The organism is Pseudomonas sp. AP3_22 TE3818 (assembly GCF_053628995.1).
The window spans coordinates 5618141-5632911 of record NZ_JBRJHL010000001.1; the positions used below are offsets into that span (position 1 = coordinate 5618141).

Annotated in this window: 13 protein-coding genes and 1 pseudogene; 4 read left to right on the top strand and 10 right to left on the bottom strand. The window is 61.0% G+C overall.

All coding sequences use genetic code 11. The annotated features are described in order from the left end of the window. Position 1 precedes the first annotated feature (1 nt). From AB7M25_RS25605 to AB7M25_RS25625, 5 genes are all read right to left on the bottom strand, one after another. On the bottom strand, positions 2-2431 hold the full coding sequence (locus AB7M25_RS25605; protein WP_429384070.1) for a TonB-dependent siderophore receptor: 2430 nt from the start codon (positions 2429-2431) through the stop codon (positions 2-4). A gap of 215 nt (positions 2432-2646) precedes the next feature. After that, on the bottom strand, positions 2647-3636 hold the full coding sequence (locus tag AB7M25_RS25610; RefSeq protein WP_429517613.1) for a FecR family protein: 990 nt from the start codon (positions 3634-3636) through the stop codon (positions 2647-2649). Next, positions 3633-4205: an RNA polymerase sigma factor gene (locus tag AB7M25_RS25615; RefSeq protein WP_429384074.1), complete on the bottom strand. Its 573-nt coding sequence runs from the start codon at positions 4203-4205 to the stop codon at positions 3633-3635. The genes AB7M25_RS25610 and AB7M25_RS25615 overlap by 4 nt, the downstream gene beginning before the upstream one ends. Before the next feature lie 252 nt (positions 4206-4457). Continuing rightward, on the bottom strand, positions 4458-4865 hold the full coding sequence (locus tag AB7M25_RS25620) for an HPF/RaiA family ribosome-associated protein (RefSeq protein WP_218501101.1): 408 nt from the start codon (positions 4863-4865) through the stop codon (positions 4458-4460). A 214-nt stretch (positions 4866-5079) separates the two neighbouring features. Next, entirely contained in the window at positions 5080-6027 is a 948-nt protein-coding gene (locus tag AB7M25_RS25625; protein ID WP_056728454.1) for a LysR substrate-binding domain-containing protein, read from the bottom strand. A 135-nt stretch (positions 6028-6162) separates the two neighbouring features. Between AB7M25_RS25625 and AB7M25_RS25630 the strand changes: the two genes are divergently transcribed. Next, a complete protein-coding gene (locus AB7M25_RS25630) occupies positions 6163-7539 on the top strand; it encodes an L-serine ammonia-lyase (RefSeq protein ID WP_429384077.1) in 1377 nt (458 codons plus the stop codon). Positions 7540-7848: 309 nt separating this feature from the next. Then, complete coding sequence (locus tag AB7M25_RS25635) at positions 7849-8166, top strand: DUF3509 domain-containing protein (protein ID WP_429384079.1); 318 nt, start codon at positions 7849-7851, stop codon at positions 8164-8166. Here the strand turns inward: AB7M25_RS25635 and AB7M25_RS25640 are convergent. Then, the gene (locus AB7M25_RS25640) at positions 8163-8663 is read right to left on the bottom strand and encodes a phosphate-starvation-inducible protein PsiE (protein WP_007970338.1); all 501 of its coding nucleotides are present in this window, start codon (positions 8661-8663) and stop codon (positions 8163-8165) included. The genes AB7M25_RS25635 and AB7M25_RS25640 overlap by 4 nt on opposite strands. A 275-nt stretch (positions 8664-8938) precedes the next feature. Between AB7M25_RS25640 and AB7M25_RS25645 the strand changes: the two are divergent. After that, positions 8939-9178, top strand: a pseudogene (locus AB7M25_RS25645) (YebG family protein); the annotation flags it as partial. Positions 9179-9377: 199 nt separating this feature from the next. Here AB7M25_RS25645 and AB7M25_RS25650 read toward each other — a convergent pair. After that, entirely contained in the window at positions 9378-10397 is a 1020-nt protein-coding gene (locus tag AB7M25_RS25650) for a Glu/Leu/Phe/Val dehydrogenase family protein (RefSeq protein WP_007970336.1), read from the bottom strand. A gap of 183 nt (positions 10398-10580) precedes the next feature. Here AB7M25_RS25650 and AB7M25_RS25655 point away from each other — a divergent pair, with 183 nt between their 5' ends. Further along, positions 10581-11384: a SirB1 family protein gene (locus tag AB7M25_RS25655; protein ID WP_429384081.1), complete on the top strand. Its 804-nt coding sequence runs from the start codon at positions 10581-10583 to the stop codon at positions 11382-11384. A 35-nt stretch (positions 11385-11419) separates the two neighbouring features. Here AB7M25_RS25655 and maiA read toward each other — a convergent pair whose 3' ends face one another. Genes maiA through hmgA form a run of 3 tightly spaced genes read right to left on the bottom strand, consistent with a single transcriptional unit; the run spans position 11420 to position 14680 of the window. Continuing rightward, a complete protein-coding gene (gene maiA, locus AB7M25_RS25660) occupies positions 11420-12055 on the bottom strand; it encodes a maleylacetoacetate isomerase (RefSeq protein ID WP_429384083.1) in 636 nt (211 codons plus the stop codon). 12 nt (positions 12056-12067) lie between these two features. Continuing rightward, positions 12068-13372: a fumarylacetoacetase gene (gene fahA, locus AB7M25_RS25665; protein WP_429384085.1), complete on the bottom strand. Its 1305-nt coding sequence runs from the start codon at positions 13370-13372 to the stop codon at positions 12068-12070. 3 nt (positions 13373-13375) lie between these two features. Next, positions 13376-14680, bottom strand: a complete 1305-nt coding sequence (gene hmgA / locus AB7M25_RS25670; protein ID WP_429384087.1) for a homogentisate 1,2-dioxygenase — start codon at positions 14678-14680, stop codon at positions 13376-13378. Between the last annotated feature and the right edge of the window lie 91 nt (positions 14681-14771).

Sequence of the window (14771 nt, forward strand, 5' to 3'; positions counted from 1 at the left end):
GTCAGAACTCCAGGGTGCTGGACAACGTCACCTGCCGCGAATCGCCCATCGACACAAAGAAGCGGCTCGCCGCCGAGGTGTAGTAGGTGCGGTCAAACAGGTTCTTCACGTTGAGCTGAAACTTGACCCTCTGCCCGTCGACCTGGGTGTCGTAGGTGGCGAACGCATCGGCCACGGTGTAGCTCGGCAAGTCGAAATCGTTCACCGCGTTGCCCGCGCGCTCCCCCACATAACGCGCCCCGGCGCCGACCCGCAGCTGATCACCGCCAATGACGCTGCCGAAGTCATAGACCGCCGACAACGAGCCGCTGTTCTTCGCCACGTTTTGCAGTTGATTACCCTTGTAAATCGGGTCTTCGGTGACTTCGGCATCGGTGTAGGCGTAGCTGCCGATCATGCTCCAGCGATCGGTGAGCTGACCGCTCAAGTCCACCTCAAGGCCACGGGAACGCACTTCGCCAGCGGCGCTGTAGATCGTGGTCGGGCCTTCGGCGTTGGCCACCAGCACATTGCGTTTCTTGATGTCGAACAGCGCGATGTTGCCGGTGACGCGGCCCGGCAGATCAAGCTTGGCCCCCAACTCCCAGGACTTGGCTTCTTCCGGCGCGATGCCGCCGTCAAGCACGGTACTGCTGCCGCTCAACGGTGCGATGGTCGAGTTGGGTTTGAATGACTCGGTGTAGCTGCCGTAGAACGACAAGGCATCGGTGTACTTGTACACCAGGCCCGCGCGCGGCACCCATTTCTGCCCGTTGCCGTCGGTGTTGGCGTGGAACGGTACGCCTTTGCCGGCGTACTGGTCGTACGCCTGGAAACGCGCGCCGGCTACCAGAATCCATTGCTCGTTGAGGTGGATGGAATCCTGCAGGAAGGCCGAGTCGCTGCGCAATTCATCGGTCTGCGCGCTGTCGGCCGGGCTGACAGTGGTGCCCGGCACTTCCTGGCCATAGATCGGGTTCACGTAGCTGAACTGGGTGCGACTTTTCTGGCGGATCAGGTCTTCGCGGTAGATCTTGCGGTATTCGTCGTCGATGCCGAACAGCAGGTCGTGCTGCAGGCCGAGCACATTCACATTGCCTTCGAGGCTGACGGTGGTGAATCGGTCGGTGCTGATCGCGTTTTGAGTACCGTCCATGCTGCGGGTCAGCGTGCCCTTTTTAGTGTCGATGGCGGTCACGCGCACCTGGCTGGCATCGTAGGTTTCGCGGTTCCAGCTGTAGCCGAAATGGGCTTTCCAGTTGTCGTTGAGTTCGTGATCAGCCTCGAAGTGATAGAGGTCCGAACGCCCTTCCATGTTGTTGAACGGCTCGTCGAGGCGCTCGTTGCGCGAGATGTCCAGCGGGTGGTTGGTCCGTGGGTCGATCAGCGTGCCGCGGTCGAACGGCGTGAGGAATTCGCGGTGCTCATAGGCGAACAGCAGCTGGGTGCCTTCGCCGTACCAGGCCAGCGACGGCGCAATCAGGCTTTCACGATGCACGCCGAAGTTGCGCCAGTAATCTTCGTCTTCGTAGTCCAGCACCATGCGGTAGGCCAGCCCGGAATCGCCAAGGGCGCCGGTGCTGTCGAGAGTGCCGCCGCTGCCGTTCTTGCCGTCGCCATAGCTCGAACCGCGCGCGGTCAGCGCGTTGTACTGCTCAAGCTCGGGTTTCTTGCTGACCATGTTGACCACGCCGCCCGGATCCTGGATGCCGTACAGCAACGAGGCCGGGCCCTTGAGCACCTCGACCCGGTCCACACTGGCGTTGAGGCCGCGCCCCTGCACGATCGGCATGCCGTCGCGCATGATCGAGCCGTTACGGTTGTCGCCAAAACCGCGAACCATCACCGAGTCCTGGGTGCTGCCCAGGGTATTGGCCTGGGTGATGCCGCTGACGTTGGCCAGGGCGTCATCGAGGTTGCGCGGCGCCTGATCGCGGATCACCTGGGCCGGGACGACATTGATGGTTTGCGGTATGTCCTGAATCGGGGCCGAAGAGCGCATCACCGAAGAGGTCGGTGGCGGCTGGTAGCTCATGGACTCATCCATCACCGAGGTGATGGTGGTCGCGCCCAGGTTCAACGCACCTTCAGTCGGCCGCGGCTCCAGCGCCATGGTATGGCCGTCGGTGCGGCGGAACGTCAATCCCGAGCCGGTGAGCAGACGTTGCAGGGCCTGTTCGGCGCTCATCTGGCCATTGACCTCCGGCGCATTGAGGCCGTATGGCGCTTCATCGGTATAGACGACGCTGATGCCGGTTACCCGGCTGAAATCACTCAGGGCCTGGGGCAGCGGTTTGGCGGCCAGCGAGAAACTGAACTGCGCACGCGGCTGGCTACTGCCCGTCTCTGCGGCCAGCGCCAGGCCAAGCGGCAACAACGCCGATGCCGAAAAGCTCAACACAGACACACCCAACCATTGTTTGACCGAACCCGATTTTGCCCTGGACTTCATGACTCATGACCTGTGTAGAACCACAACTGATGCGAATGACTCGCAGTTTCAGTCACTACACGGATGGCAATCGGGTTTACCTCATCACAATTTGAAAATATTTTTGTTCCGGGTGATGCAGTGTTTGAACTGGCCCCTTCGCGGGCAAGCCCGCTCCCACATTTGAAGTGCATTTCTCTGTGGGAGCGGGCTTGCCCGCGAAGAGGCCGCCAGCTTCAACGCAAAATAATCAGATGCCCCAACACCTGATGCTGCTCAAACCCCAACACTCCCTGCAAAGAACTCAACACCGCCTGCGGATTCCTGCTCGGGAAGCTGCCACTGACCCGGCGTGCCGCCAGTTCACTATTGAGCATCACGATCCGTCCCGGGTAATAGCGTCCCAGATCCCGCACCACATCGGCCAACGTCGCCTTGTAGTAATTAAGCCAGCCCTGGCGCCATGCCAGTTGCGCCTCGCTGTCCACTGCGTGGAGCATTTGTGCCGAGCCTTCGCCGTAGGCGACTTGCTGTCCGGCGGTGAGGATTTGCTGTTCGGCGTCCTGGTCCGCCGTCACCCCGACTCGCCCGGACAGCACCGTGACCTGCGCCCCCCCAGGCTGCAAACGGACTTCGAACTGCGTGCCCAGGACCCGCGCCTGGCCTTTTTCAGCATCGACCACAAAGGGTTGCCCCGTATGCGTCACGCTGAAAAACCCGGCGCCGCGACGCAGTTGCACATGCCGCTCGCCGCGACTGAAATCCACGGCGATGGCACTGTCGGCATCCAGCGTCACCTGTGACTGATCGGCCAGGGTGACGGTGCGGATTTCCCCCGGTGCCGAGACAAAGTCCGCGCCCAGGTCATCGATCCAGCGCGAGGGCTGCCAGCCTGTACCGAGACTGACCATCAACAGCAGACACGCCGCCATCGCCAGCGCACCGGACCAGCGCCCGACCGTGCTGCGCCGAGACTTGTCCATGGCGTTGAGGTAACTCTGCAAGGCCAGGGCATCTTCATCGGCCAGCGTGCGCGCCGGCCCTTCGCTCAGCTCCCACAAGACCTGCGCCCGGGCATAGGCCTCGGCATGAGCGGGATCGGCCTGCAACCAATGACTGAAAGTCGCCTGATCAGCACTGCTGGGCTGGTCATGCAACAGACTCAGCCAGGCCAGCGCTGCCTGTTCCTGAGCGGGCGTCGGAGTGACGCGTTCGAAGTGGTTCACGGTGCTTTCCCTGGCGTACGCGATTCGGGTTCCCGAAGGCTGGCCTTGCAGGCTTCGAGGGCGCGCATCATATGTTTTTCCACGGCACTTTGGGACAAGCCCATGGCCTTGGCGATCTCGGCGTATTTACGGCCGTGAATGCGATTGAGCAAAAAGATCTGCCGCGTGCGCTGCGGTAAAGCGCGCAATGCGGCTTCGACGTGGCGCAGATCGTTGCCCGCCTCCAGCGCCGCTTGCGGTCCGCAGCCATGGCTGTCCGGTGATTCCACCAGCATGCCTTCGCTGGCCCGCACCCGCGTGCCTTCACTGCGCAAATGATCGATGGCGATGTTGCCGGCGCAGCGCAACAGGTAGGTACTGAGTTCCTCGACTTGCACCAGCGGCCGCCGCCAGAAACGCAAGAACAAGTCCTGAACGAGGTCCGCCGCCGTCGCGCTGCAGCCGACACGCCGATTTACCAGCGCTTCCATTTGCGAACGCTGGGAGAGAAACACCTGGAGAAAATGCGCACGGTCGCCGCGCTGTTGATCACGCTCGATATCGTGGGGGTCGGGTGGGAGAGTCATCATTGTTCAAGTTTCGACCTGGAGACCGGGGAGACCACAACAGCGTCAGGGGGGCCGGCAAGGTCGCAATATTAATGATAAATATTCTCATATGCAAAAGATCGGGTGCTGCACCTATCTCGCCCGTTGGTTCACCGCAAACCTGGCTGTCCCCACAACCCATGCCAACGACCATGGCATCCAAAAGCCACCGAAACGAAAACGGGCCTGCAATGCAGGCCCGTTCTCATGGGAAGGTAAAAAGTGAATCAGGTGTCAGCCGTTAAGCGCCGCCTGTTCGTTTTCCAGAAACTCTTCTTCCAGCAGCTGGTCGGCATGGGTGCCACTCTCGATGGGCACCACATTTGCTCGTTTGCCGCGTAATTTGCCGAACATATGCTCCAGCGCATGTTCAAGTTTGGTGGCTGCTCCGTCGATCGCCTGCTCCATGGTGGAGGCCTTATGGGTGACGGAAACCGGTTGATGGCCTTTTGGCCGCGCCTCCAGCTGGCAGCGCATGTCGTGGGGACCCGGCTTGTCGCCGTTCTCGTCCCGCAGGTGAACCTCGACGCGTGTCAGGTCCTCTTCGTAGCGTTCGAGCGTGCTCTCAATGGTCGTACGTACCCACTCCTCCAGTCGTTTACTGCCTTGAATATGGTTATCGCTATTGACTTGGATTTGCATAGTTCATCCCTTATTTCAGCTAGCTCGCGAGAGGCCGGTCAGCTAAGCCCTTGGGCGTCATCACCGTGACCTCTTGGTTACACAATCGGTCTGTACGCTGAACAATTCAACCCCTAAAAAAAGATAAATGTTCAATCGCAAAAAAAGCCGGACAACCGGTAAAAGCGCTGTTAAGGTCGGGAGTTGGGTCGCCCTGCTCTTGCGTAACAATTGCTCACATTTGCTGTTCCCCCAACGGGTGCAGGCTGCGAAAAGCACCCGCCTCCTCCACCAACCAATCGTGCACCGCGCGCACACCCGGATGGCTCAAAGCCCCTGGTGCGTAAAGCAGCATGTAGCGCTTGTGATTGGGCACCGCCAGACCAAACGGCACGATCAGCGCCCCACGTTCCAGCTCATCATTGAGCAGCGTTCGTCGGGCAATCGCCACGCCCATCCCGGCGATGGCCGCTTCGATGGTCAGGTGATTGCGATTGAAGGTATGCCCGCGTCGCACATCGGCCCCTTCGAAGCCGATGGCGTTGAGGTAAAACTCCCATTCCGCATATTCGTAGCTGCCGCGCCAGGCGGTGATGTCGTGCAACAACGGAAAGTGCATCAGGTCTGCCGGACCGTGCAGCGGCGGACGACCCCGCAACAGGCTCGGCGCACACACCGGAAAGATCTGTTCATCGAGCAAGGCTGTGGATAACAGGCCCGGATAGCTGCCGTCGTTCAGGTCGATTGCCAGGTCGAAGTCGCCCTCATGCAACGGCACGCTGCTGTCCTCGGCCACCAGGCGCAACTGGATGTCCGGAAAACGCTGCTGCAAACGCGGCAGACGCGGCGTCAGCCATTTGCTAAGGAACGACGGAATCGAACGCACCCGCAGAATCCCGCTGATCATGCCCGCATCCAGTCGCCGCAATTCCGCGTCGATACTGCCAAAGGCCTCGTTGACGGTAATGGCCAGGCGCTGGCCCTCGGCGCTCAGCTCCACTCCGCGGGCACGGCGGTGAAACAGGCGAAAGCCCAGGCGCTCTTCCAGCTGGCGGATCTGCTGGCTGACGGCTCCCGGTGTGATGTGCAGTTCTTCGGCGCAACGGGTGAACGACAGGTGCCGCGCGGCACAGGCAAACACGTTCAGCCAGACATAGGTCTGGGCATGTAATTGACGGCTCATCGTTTAGTCCTGCTAAAGGATGTCTTAGGAAATTTCGTTGGTCACGTAGGACCTTGGCGGGCAGTATCGCCGACATAGCGCTTGTCCTACAAAAATGGCGGCGATTCCTCTTCCATTGCTTGTACAGGCTTTAGCATGGCTATCAGTGTTTTCGATCTCTTCAAAGTCGGCATCGGCCCGTCCAGTTCCCATACCGTCGGTCCGATGCGCGCCGCTGCGACCTTCGCTCAACAACTGCTCGAACAGGGTTTACTGACGGACGTGCGACGCGTGGAGATTCGCCTTTACGGTTCTCTGTCGGCGACCGGCGTCGGTCATGCAACGGACCGCGCCTGCGTCATGGGCTTGATGGGCGAATGGCCCGACAGCATCGACCCCACCACTATCGACAGCCGCATTCACACCCTGCGCGAAAGCGGCAAATTGTGTCTGGCGGGCGTTGCGGACATTGCTTTCGACTGGCAACGCGATCTCCTGCTGCTTGACGAGAGCCTGCCCTACCACCCCAATGCCATGTCCCTGACGGCTTTCGGTGAAACCGGCGAGCGGTTCGAGCAAACCTATTACTCGGTGGGCGGCGGTTTCATCATCGAAGCGACCGAAGCCGAGTCCGGGATCGCACCGGCCGGCGATGTGGTGCTGCCTTACGACTTCTCCAGCGCCGCCGAACTGCTCAAGCTGTGCAACGAGCACGGACTGCGGGTCAGTGAGCTGATGATGGCCAACGAACGGGCATGGCGTGGGGATGCCGAGATTCGCCAGGGCCTGTTGCATATCTGGTCGGTGATGCGCGAATGCGTCGAGCAGGGCTTGCGTCACGAAGGCATCCTGCCCGGCGGTCTGAATGTTCCGCGTCGAGCGGCGAAACTGCATCGCAGCCTGCAGGAAATCGGCAAGCCGAATGTCATCACCTCCACCTTGTCAGCGATGGAATGGGTCAACTTGTACGCCCTTGCCGTGAACGAAGAAAACGCGGCAGGCGGGCGCATGGTCACGGCGCCGACCAACGGCGCAGCGGGAATCATTCCAGCGGTGCTGCATTACTACATGAAATTCAATGCCGATGCGTCTGACGACGACGTGGTCGCGTTCTTCCTGGGCGCAGCCGCCGTTGGCATCCTGTGCAAGAAAAACGCATCGATCTCCGGAGCCGAAGTCGGCTGCCAGGGCGAAGTCGGCTCTGCCTGCGCCATGGCCGCCGCAGGCCTGGCAGAGGTACTGGGCGCCAGCCCGGAACAGTTGGAAAACGCCGCTGAAATCGGCCTGGAACACAACCTCGGCCTCACCTGCGACCCGGTTGGCGGACTGGTACAAGTGCCGTGCATCGAACGCAATGCAATCGCCGCCGTGAAAGCCATCAACGCCACGCAAATGGCCTTGCGCGGTGACGGCAAGCACTTCATTTCCCTGGACCGGGTGATCCGCACCATGCGCGACACCGGAGCCGACATGCACGACAAGTACAAAGAGACGTCACGGGGTGGACTGGCGGTGAACTGGGTGGAATGCTGACCGTTTTGGTTGCACGCCCGCCGTTATTGCCCTGAAACGTGCAGGAAACGCGGCCCCTGTAGGAGCGAGCTTGCTCGCGAAAAACCAAAAGGCACCGTGAGGTGTCTGGGTTTACGCGTAATCGTTGACGACCATCGCGAGCAAGCTCGCTCCTACAGAACCTGTTTTTTGTCCGACAATTTTTCCGGCATGGGCCTTGCTACTTCCCTGCTGGAACAATGATGGCGAGATGGCCGGTGGTCTGGCGTTGCGAACCAACCTGATCACGGCCGGTCAACAACTGCACGTTCAATCAGGCGGTGACGCATCATGGACAACCCTTTCCAGCTCATTACCGATGCCTTTGCAGCGGATTACCAGATCAACCTGAGCATTCAGAGCCTGGACGGCAGCATCATGCTGACCCTTTCCAACAGGGGCCGCGTGGTAGCCAAACGCATGATCAGCGCCGAACAACGCAATGATCCCCAGCGCCTCAAGCGACTGGTTCAAAGCATTCAATTCGGCATTGCCATCGAACAGGGCCACAGCGCCGTAGCCATCCTCGAAGCCATGACCACCGGCAGCGGACGGACCTTGCCGCCCCCTCCCGTCAAAGGGCGGCAGCGCCCAACGCTCAGGCTCTAGATTTCGCCCTTCTCGACCTCTGGATGTTCACTGGAACCCGCGCCGGTCTTGCGTTGCGGGTTTTCGATCTTCACCGAGGGAAATTGCGACGAAGCGTAACGCACCACCAGAATCGCAAACGCCAACAGCAGGATCCCGCCGCACAGGTAAATGATCCCCAGGTCCGGCGGGTTGTGGTGCGAAACGTTGGAAATCAGCAGCCGAGTCAGCGCGGTGATCGCCACGTAGATCAGGAAGCGCACGGGCATGTGGTTGGTCTTGAAGTAAATCCCGACCATCGCCCCCAATTCCAGGTAGATGAACAGCAGCAGGATGTCATCGATCTTGATGTGTCCCTCTTCGATCATCCCGAGAAATTCCATCACCGCCGCCCACGCGGTCACCGCACCGATGGCGAACAGCGCCAGGTAATGAAAGGTCTCGACGAACAGATTGCCCAGGGACTCGGCCAGTTCATGCACGCTCTGCCGCAGCTTTTCGGCCCAGTTGATTTTCACGATGATGCTTCCTTAGGTCGGTTCGACCGGATGATGCGGGTTGGACGTGACGGTTTTTCTGCATGCAGAAAAAAGGCCAGCCCATGATGGCGAGCCGCTCAGGATTGCGCGCCGTGGCGTTTGGTCGCACCTGGCAGCGCCGCGCCTGACAAATGCCGAAACCGGTCTACATTAAAAAGCCACTACCCAAAAGACAGGGTTTCGCTTATCCTTTCGCTGTATATAGATACAGTAGTCGAAACCGACAACCAATGTGAAGGCATGTGAGGTGGTGAATGGCCGTCGAAGTGGTATACCGCAGCAGCCGAGATCTGGAGCGCTTGTTCATGGATAAAGCCGAAGCTGACCGTCATGACAAAATGCTCGAACTGGCCGAATTGCTGGCTGAAGTGTTGCAAAAAGCCGTTCCGTCCCTGACCGAGCAGCAAGTGGAAGAGGCCGGGATCTACATGGCGAAGAATCGCGATGTGTTCGCCAAGGCGTTCAAGAGCCAGCCGGACGCCCTGTCCGAACTGCTTGCTGCACCTGTTGAAGTTGCCGAGCCGGTTGCAGTGGCCGCTCCTGTGGAAGAGGCAAACGCGGAGCCCGTTGCCCCGGCCAAGCCAGCCAAGGCTGCGAAAACAGCAAAATAAGCGACACCCGAATTGAATAGGCCCTGAGTCCGATGGAGTCAGGGCCTTTTTCATGTCCGAAGGCTGCGATCTATTGATCCTTTTATCGATACAGCACCTTTTCCGCCAACTCGTCCGCCACCCGAGCCGGCGAACGTTTTTCCGCCTGGGCATGGGCAAACACCTCGGTCAGGCGCGAGCTGATTTTCGACAGGTGTGCGGTGATGGTCGACAGTTCTTCGCCACGGTGCTTGAGCGACACATAGATCAACCCGCCAGCGTTGATCACGTAATCCGGTGCGTACAGGATGCCGCGACGTTCCAGTTGATCGGCGACATCCAGATGCGTCAGTTGATTGTTCGCCGAACCGGCCACTGCCGAGCAGCGCAGTTGCGTCACGCTGTGGCTGTTCAGCACCCCGCCCAAACCGCATGGCGCAAGAATATCGCAAGGTGTGCTGAGCAGTGCGTCGTTGGCGATGGGGTGAGCCCCGAGTTGCTCCATCGCCAGTTGCACCTTGCCGTGATCGATATCGCTGACCAGTAGTTCGGCCCCGGCGGCGTGCAACTGTTCTGCCAGGGCATAACCGACGTTGCCCAGGCCTTGAATGGCGACGCGCAGGCCTTCGAGGTTATCGCTGCCCAGTCGTGCCATCGCAGTGGCGCGAATGCCGGTGAATACGCCCATCGCCGCGTGCGGCGCCGGGTCACCTGCCGAGGTGGTGCTGGTGACGTGTTGGGTCTGTTGGGCGATGCAATCCATGTCCGCCACTGAGGTGCCGCTGTCGATGGCCGTGATGTAGCGCCCGTCCAGCTGATTGATACAGCGCCCGAAGGCTTCGAACAGCGCGGCGCGGTTGGCCACGTGAACGGGGCGAATGATCACCGCCACGCCGCCGCCCTGGGCCAGGCCGGCCAGTGCCGCCTTGTAACTCATGCCTTGGGCAAGGCGCACCGCATCCTCGACCGCAGACTCGTCGCTGGGATAGGCAAGATAACGACAACCACCCAGGGCAGGCCCCAGTCGGCTGTTATGAATGGCAATGACCGCCTTTAACCCGGTGACCGGGTCAACGCTCAGATGCAGCGATTCAAGGCGAGTACTTTGCATGAGAGCGAACATCGTAAGGCTCCCGAATCACTTCTTGTAGACGCCAGTATAGGCTTGCGCCCGAAAATTGCAGAAGCGCACCGGAATAAGCGCGGCCCAGATGCAGGCTTTCGGAAATAACCGGAATTCGCGCTCGTGCAGCACTGGACGAATGCCGGAGAGGGGGCTAAAACGAGGCATTGCCCGGAGATTTTGATGACCCCGCGCCAATCGTTCTTCGCCTGCCTGCAACGTTCACCGCCCGCGCTGTTCGAGGCGGCGCTATGGATTGCGGTCGAGCATGACGGTGAAGTGAAGCCTCAAGCGGTACTGGCCGATTTCCAGGAATTGCAGCAACGGGTCAGCGGCGGCTTGCCGATGCTGCCGGTCAGTGAACTGGCCCAACCGCTATTGCGGCGCATGAACGATCTGGGTTTCGCCCAGGACGACTTCACCCCTTTGCGCCCGCAAGTGGCACTGCTCGACAAAGTACTGGAACGCCGACGAGGGCAACCCTTGACGCTGGGGCTGATTGCGCTGGAGTTGGCCAAGGGCCTGGAGATCCCCATGGTCGGGGTCAATTTTCCCGGGCATTTCCTGCTGCGGGTGCCGGGCGCCGATCATTTGCTCGATCCCTGCGGCGGCCGTCGCCTTTATCCGAACGATTGCCGAGAGTTGTTGCATCGCCAGTACGGCCCGAACATGAAGCTCAGCGCCGATCACCTGGTTACCGCCGAGCCGGTGCAGATGCTGCAACGGCTGTCGCGCAACCTGCGCCAGTTGTACCTCTCCCACGACGACTTCATCAATGCCCTGATCGACGCCGGACGCGTCCTGGAACTGGGCAATGCCAGCACCGCCGACTATCTGGCCCGGGCCAGCCTGTACCAACGGCTGGACTGCCCGAACGCCGAGCGTTTTGACCTGGAGCACGCCCTGCTGCTCAGCGACGATCCCATCCAGCGGATTCGCCTGACGGAACGGCTGGGACATCTGCCGCCGAATGCCATCGTCCATTAATCACAGTCCCCCCCCCTGTGGGACGGTGTGAGGCGTCAAGGCGTATCAGGCTGATTCGCCGGATGCGCCTGGACGAACGCCGGATGCGTCGCCGCCAACGCTGCCACTCGACGAATCCGCGGATAAACCTCAAGGGAAACATTGAAACGCTCGGCCGCGTACAACTGCGGGATCAGGTAGACGTCCGCCAGCCCCGGCTCGGGGCCGAAGCAGTAACCGTCATCACCGATCAACTGCTCTACCGTGGCCAGACCCTGGCCGACCCAGTGACCGATCCACTCCACCACCTGCGGTTCGTCGTGGCCCGACTGGCGCAGCCGGTTGAGCACGCTGACGTTGTGCAGCGGGTGCACATCGCAACCGATCACTGCCGCCACGCCGCGCTCATGTGCGCGGGTGGCGAGGTCCTTGGACAGCAGTGGCAGCTGTGGATAACGTTCCTCCAGGTATTCGATGATGGCGGGAGACTGGATCAGCAACTCGCCTTCATCGGTACGCAAGGCCGGCACGCGGCCCTGCGGGTTGATGCCCAGATAAGGCGGCTGTCGATGCTCGCCGCCCTGGGGGGCGATCAGGTTGACCGGCAAGGATTGATAATCCAGGCCCTTGAGCGCCAACGCGATACGCACCCGGTACGAGGACGTCGAACGGTAGTAAGTATAGAGTTCCATGCCCCGCTCCTCTCAGCGCGCCGGCAGCACTTTGCCACGGCACTCACCGAAACCGATGGACACGAAACCGTCGCGACGGCAACGGCCGCGCAGGATGATTTCGTCACCGTCCTCAAGGAATTTACGCACCTCGCCCGAGGCCAGTTCAATCGGCTTTTTACCGCCCTCGGTGATTTCCAGCAGGCTGCCGAACTGACCGCTCTCCGGCCCCGACAAGGTGCCCGAACCGAACAGGTCACCGGCCTGCAATTGGCAGCCGTTGACGCTGTGGTGCGCGACCATTTGCGCCACGGTCCAGTACATGTGCTGTGTGTTGCTCAGGGTCAGGCGATGAGCCGGCAGGTTCTGCTCGCGCATGGCCTCGGTGAGCAGCAGCACTTCCAGTTCGATGTCGAACCCGCCAGCGGCCTGATCGCGCTTGTCGAGCAGGTACGGCAGCGGCTGCGGATCGCCTTGCGGACGCGCAGGCTGGGCACGACGGAATGGCTCCAGCGCTTCGGCGGTGACGACCCACGGCGAGATGCTGGTGATGAAACTTTTCGACAGGAACGGCCCTAAAGGCTGGTATTCCCAGGCCTGGATGTCCCGTGCCGACCAGTCGTTGAGCAGGCAGAAACCGGCGATGTGATCGGCGGCGTCGCCGATGGCAATCGAGTCCCCCATGTCGTTGCCCCGGCCGATCCAGATGCCCAGCTCCAGTTCGTAGTCCAGGCGCGCACAAGGGCCGAACGTCGGTTCGCTCTGACCGGCCGGCAAGGTCTGGCCTTTCGGGCGGCGGACGTCGGTACCGGACGGGCGAATGGTCGACGCACGACCGTGGTAGCCGATTGGCACGTACTTGTAGTTCGGCAGCAACGGGTTGTCGGGACGGAACAGTTTGCCGACGTTCTGCGCGTGCTCGATGCCGACGTAGAAGTCGGTGTAGTCATTGATTTTTGCCGGCAGGTGCATTTCGCAATCCGCCGCCAGCGGCAGCAGTTTTGCGCCCTGGGCTTCGATCTTGCCGTGCAGGGTGCTGCCCTCGGCGAACAGTTCCAGCAAACGCTCGCGCAACGCGACGCGAGCCTCGCGGCCCAGTTCGAAGAAGGCATTCAACTGACCGCCAAGGGTCGCTTCGACCGCTGCTTTCGCAGCGCCATCGAACAACCCGGCCTCCAGGGCCGCCTGCAAATCAAAGATGTGCTCGCCGATGGCCACGCCACTGCGCGGCGCCGAGCCGTTGAGGCTGAACACGCCCAGCGGCAGGTTTTGCAGGGGGAAATCCGCATGGTCGTTGGCGGATGCAACCCAGCTGCGAGTGATGGAAGTCTGCGTCATGGGTTATCTCCGGGTCGGGTCGAAAGTGGCGGGCAGCGTAGCCCAGCAGGCATCGTAAGTGTTTTGCAGTTGCGGGCAATCGAGGGCGAAACGGCTCGGACGCAACACCTGGCTGGTCTCGAACATGAATGCCATGGTGTTGTCGATTTTCGCCGGTTTGAGGTCAGCGTTGATTGCTTTGGTGCACGTCTCTCCGTCGGGACCATGGGCGCTCATGCAGCTGTGCAGCGAAGCACCGCCGGGCACAAAGCCTTCGGCCTTGGCGTCGTATTCGCCCTGGATCAAACCCATGAATTCGTTCATCAGGTTGCGGTGGAACCACGGCGGACGGAAGGTTTTCTCGGCCACCATCCAGCGCGGAGGGAAGATCACGAAGTCGAGGTTGGCCAGGCCATGGACGCTGGTCGGCGAGGTCAGCACGGTGAAGATCGAAGGATCCGGGTGATCGAAACTGACGGTGCCGATGGTGTTGAAACGGCGCAAGTCATATTTGTACGGCACGTTGTTACCGTGCCAGGCAACCACGTTGAGCGGCGAATGATTGAGCTCGCACGCCCACAGCTGGCCGAGGAATTTCTGCACCAGCGTGGTGGGTTGTTGCAGGTTCTCGTAAGCCGCCGCCGGAGTCAGGAAGTCCCGCGGATTGGCCAGGCCATTGCTGCCAATCGGCCCCAGGTCCGGCAGACGCAATGGCGCACCATGGTTTTCGGCGACATAACCACGGGCCTGCGGGTCGAGCAGTTCGATGCGGAATTTAAGACCGCGTGGCAGCACGGCAATTTCCAGCGGTGCCAGTTCAAGCACGCCCAGTTCGGTGGCAATGCGCAGGCGCCCCAGTTCAGGCACCAGCAACATCTCGCCGTCGGCGTTGAAGAACACGCGCTCCATGGAACGGTTCGCGCGGTAGTTGTAGATGCTGATACCGGCCGGCTTTTCTGCGCCCGAGTTGGCGGCCATGCTCACCAGGCCGTCGATGAAATCGGTCGGCTCGGCGGGAATGTCCAGCGGGTTCCAGCGCAGGCGGTTGGGGGTCACCTCACCCAGCGGGCCGCCGGCCAGTTGCCGGTCCAGCTTGACGAATGCCGGGTGATTGGCCGACGGCTGAATGCGGTACATCCACGTCCGCCGTGCCTCGCTGCGCGGCATGGTGAACGCCGTGCCGGAGAACAGCTCGGTGTAGAGACCGTATGGGGCTTTTTGCGGGGAGTTCTGGCCGACAGGCAGTGCGCCGGGCAAGGCTTCGCTGCTGAATTCGTTGCCGAAGCCTGACAGGTAGGCCAGCGCTGGCATCGTTGAATCGGGGTTCATGGAGCCTCCTGAACAGGGAGTCGGCAGTGGCCGCTCGCTCTGTTGCAGAGGTCGAGGCACGCCTGGGTTATTTTTATCGTAATTTGATTAC

Coding starts and splice junctions, on each gene's coding strand:
- AB7M25_RS25605 (WP_429384070.1), bottom strand. CDS start 2,431: ATGAAGTCCAGGGCAAAATCGGGTTCGGTCAAACAATGGTTGGGTGTG.
- AB7M25_RS25615 (WP_429384074.1), bottom strand. CDS start 4,205: ATGATGACTCTCCCACCCGACCCCCACGATATCGAGCGTGATCAACAG.
- AB7M25_RS25620 (WP_218501101.1), bottom strand. CDS start 4,865: ATGCAAATCCAAGTCAATAGCGATAACCATATTCAAGGCAGTAAACGA.
- AB7M25_RS25625 (WP_056728454.1), bottom strand. CDS start 6,027: ATGAGCCGTCAATTACATGCCCAGACCTATGTCTGGCTGAACGTGTTT.
- AB7M25_RS25630 (WP_429384077.1), top strand. CDS start 6,163: ATGGCTATCAGTGTTTTCGATCTCTTCAAAGTCGGCATCGGCCCGTCC.
- AB7M25_RS25635 (WP_429384079.1), top strand. CDS start 7,849: ATGGACAACCCTTTCCAGCTCATTACCGATGCCTTTGCAGCGGATTAC.
- AB7M25_RS25650 (WP_007970336.1), bottom strand. CDS start 10,397: ATGTTCGCTCTCATGCAAAGTACTCGCCTTGAATCGCTGCATCTGAGC.
- AB7M25_RS25655 (WP_429384081.1), top strand. CDS start 10,581: ATGACCCCGCGCCAATCGTTCTTCGCCTGCCTGCAACGTTCACCGCCC.
- maiA (WP_429384083.1), bottom strand. CDS start 12,055: ATGGAACTCTATACTTACTACCGTTCGACGTCCTCGTACCGGGTGCGT.
- fahA (WP_429384085.1), bottom strand. CDS start 13,372: ATGACGCAGACTTCCATCACTCGCAGCTGGGTTGCATCCGCCAACGAC.
- hmgA (WP_429384087.1), bottom strand. CDS start 14,680: ATGAACCCCGATTCAACGATGCCAGCGCTGGCCTACCTGTCAGGCTTC.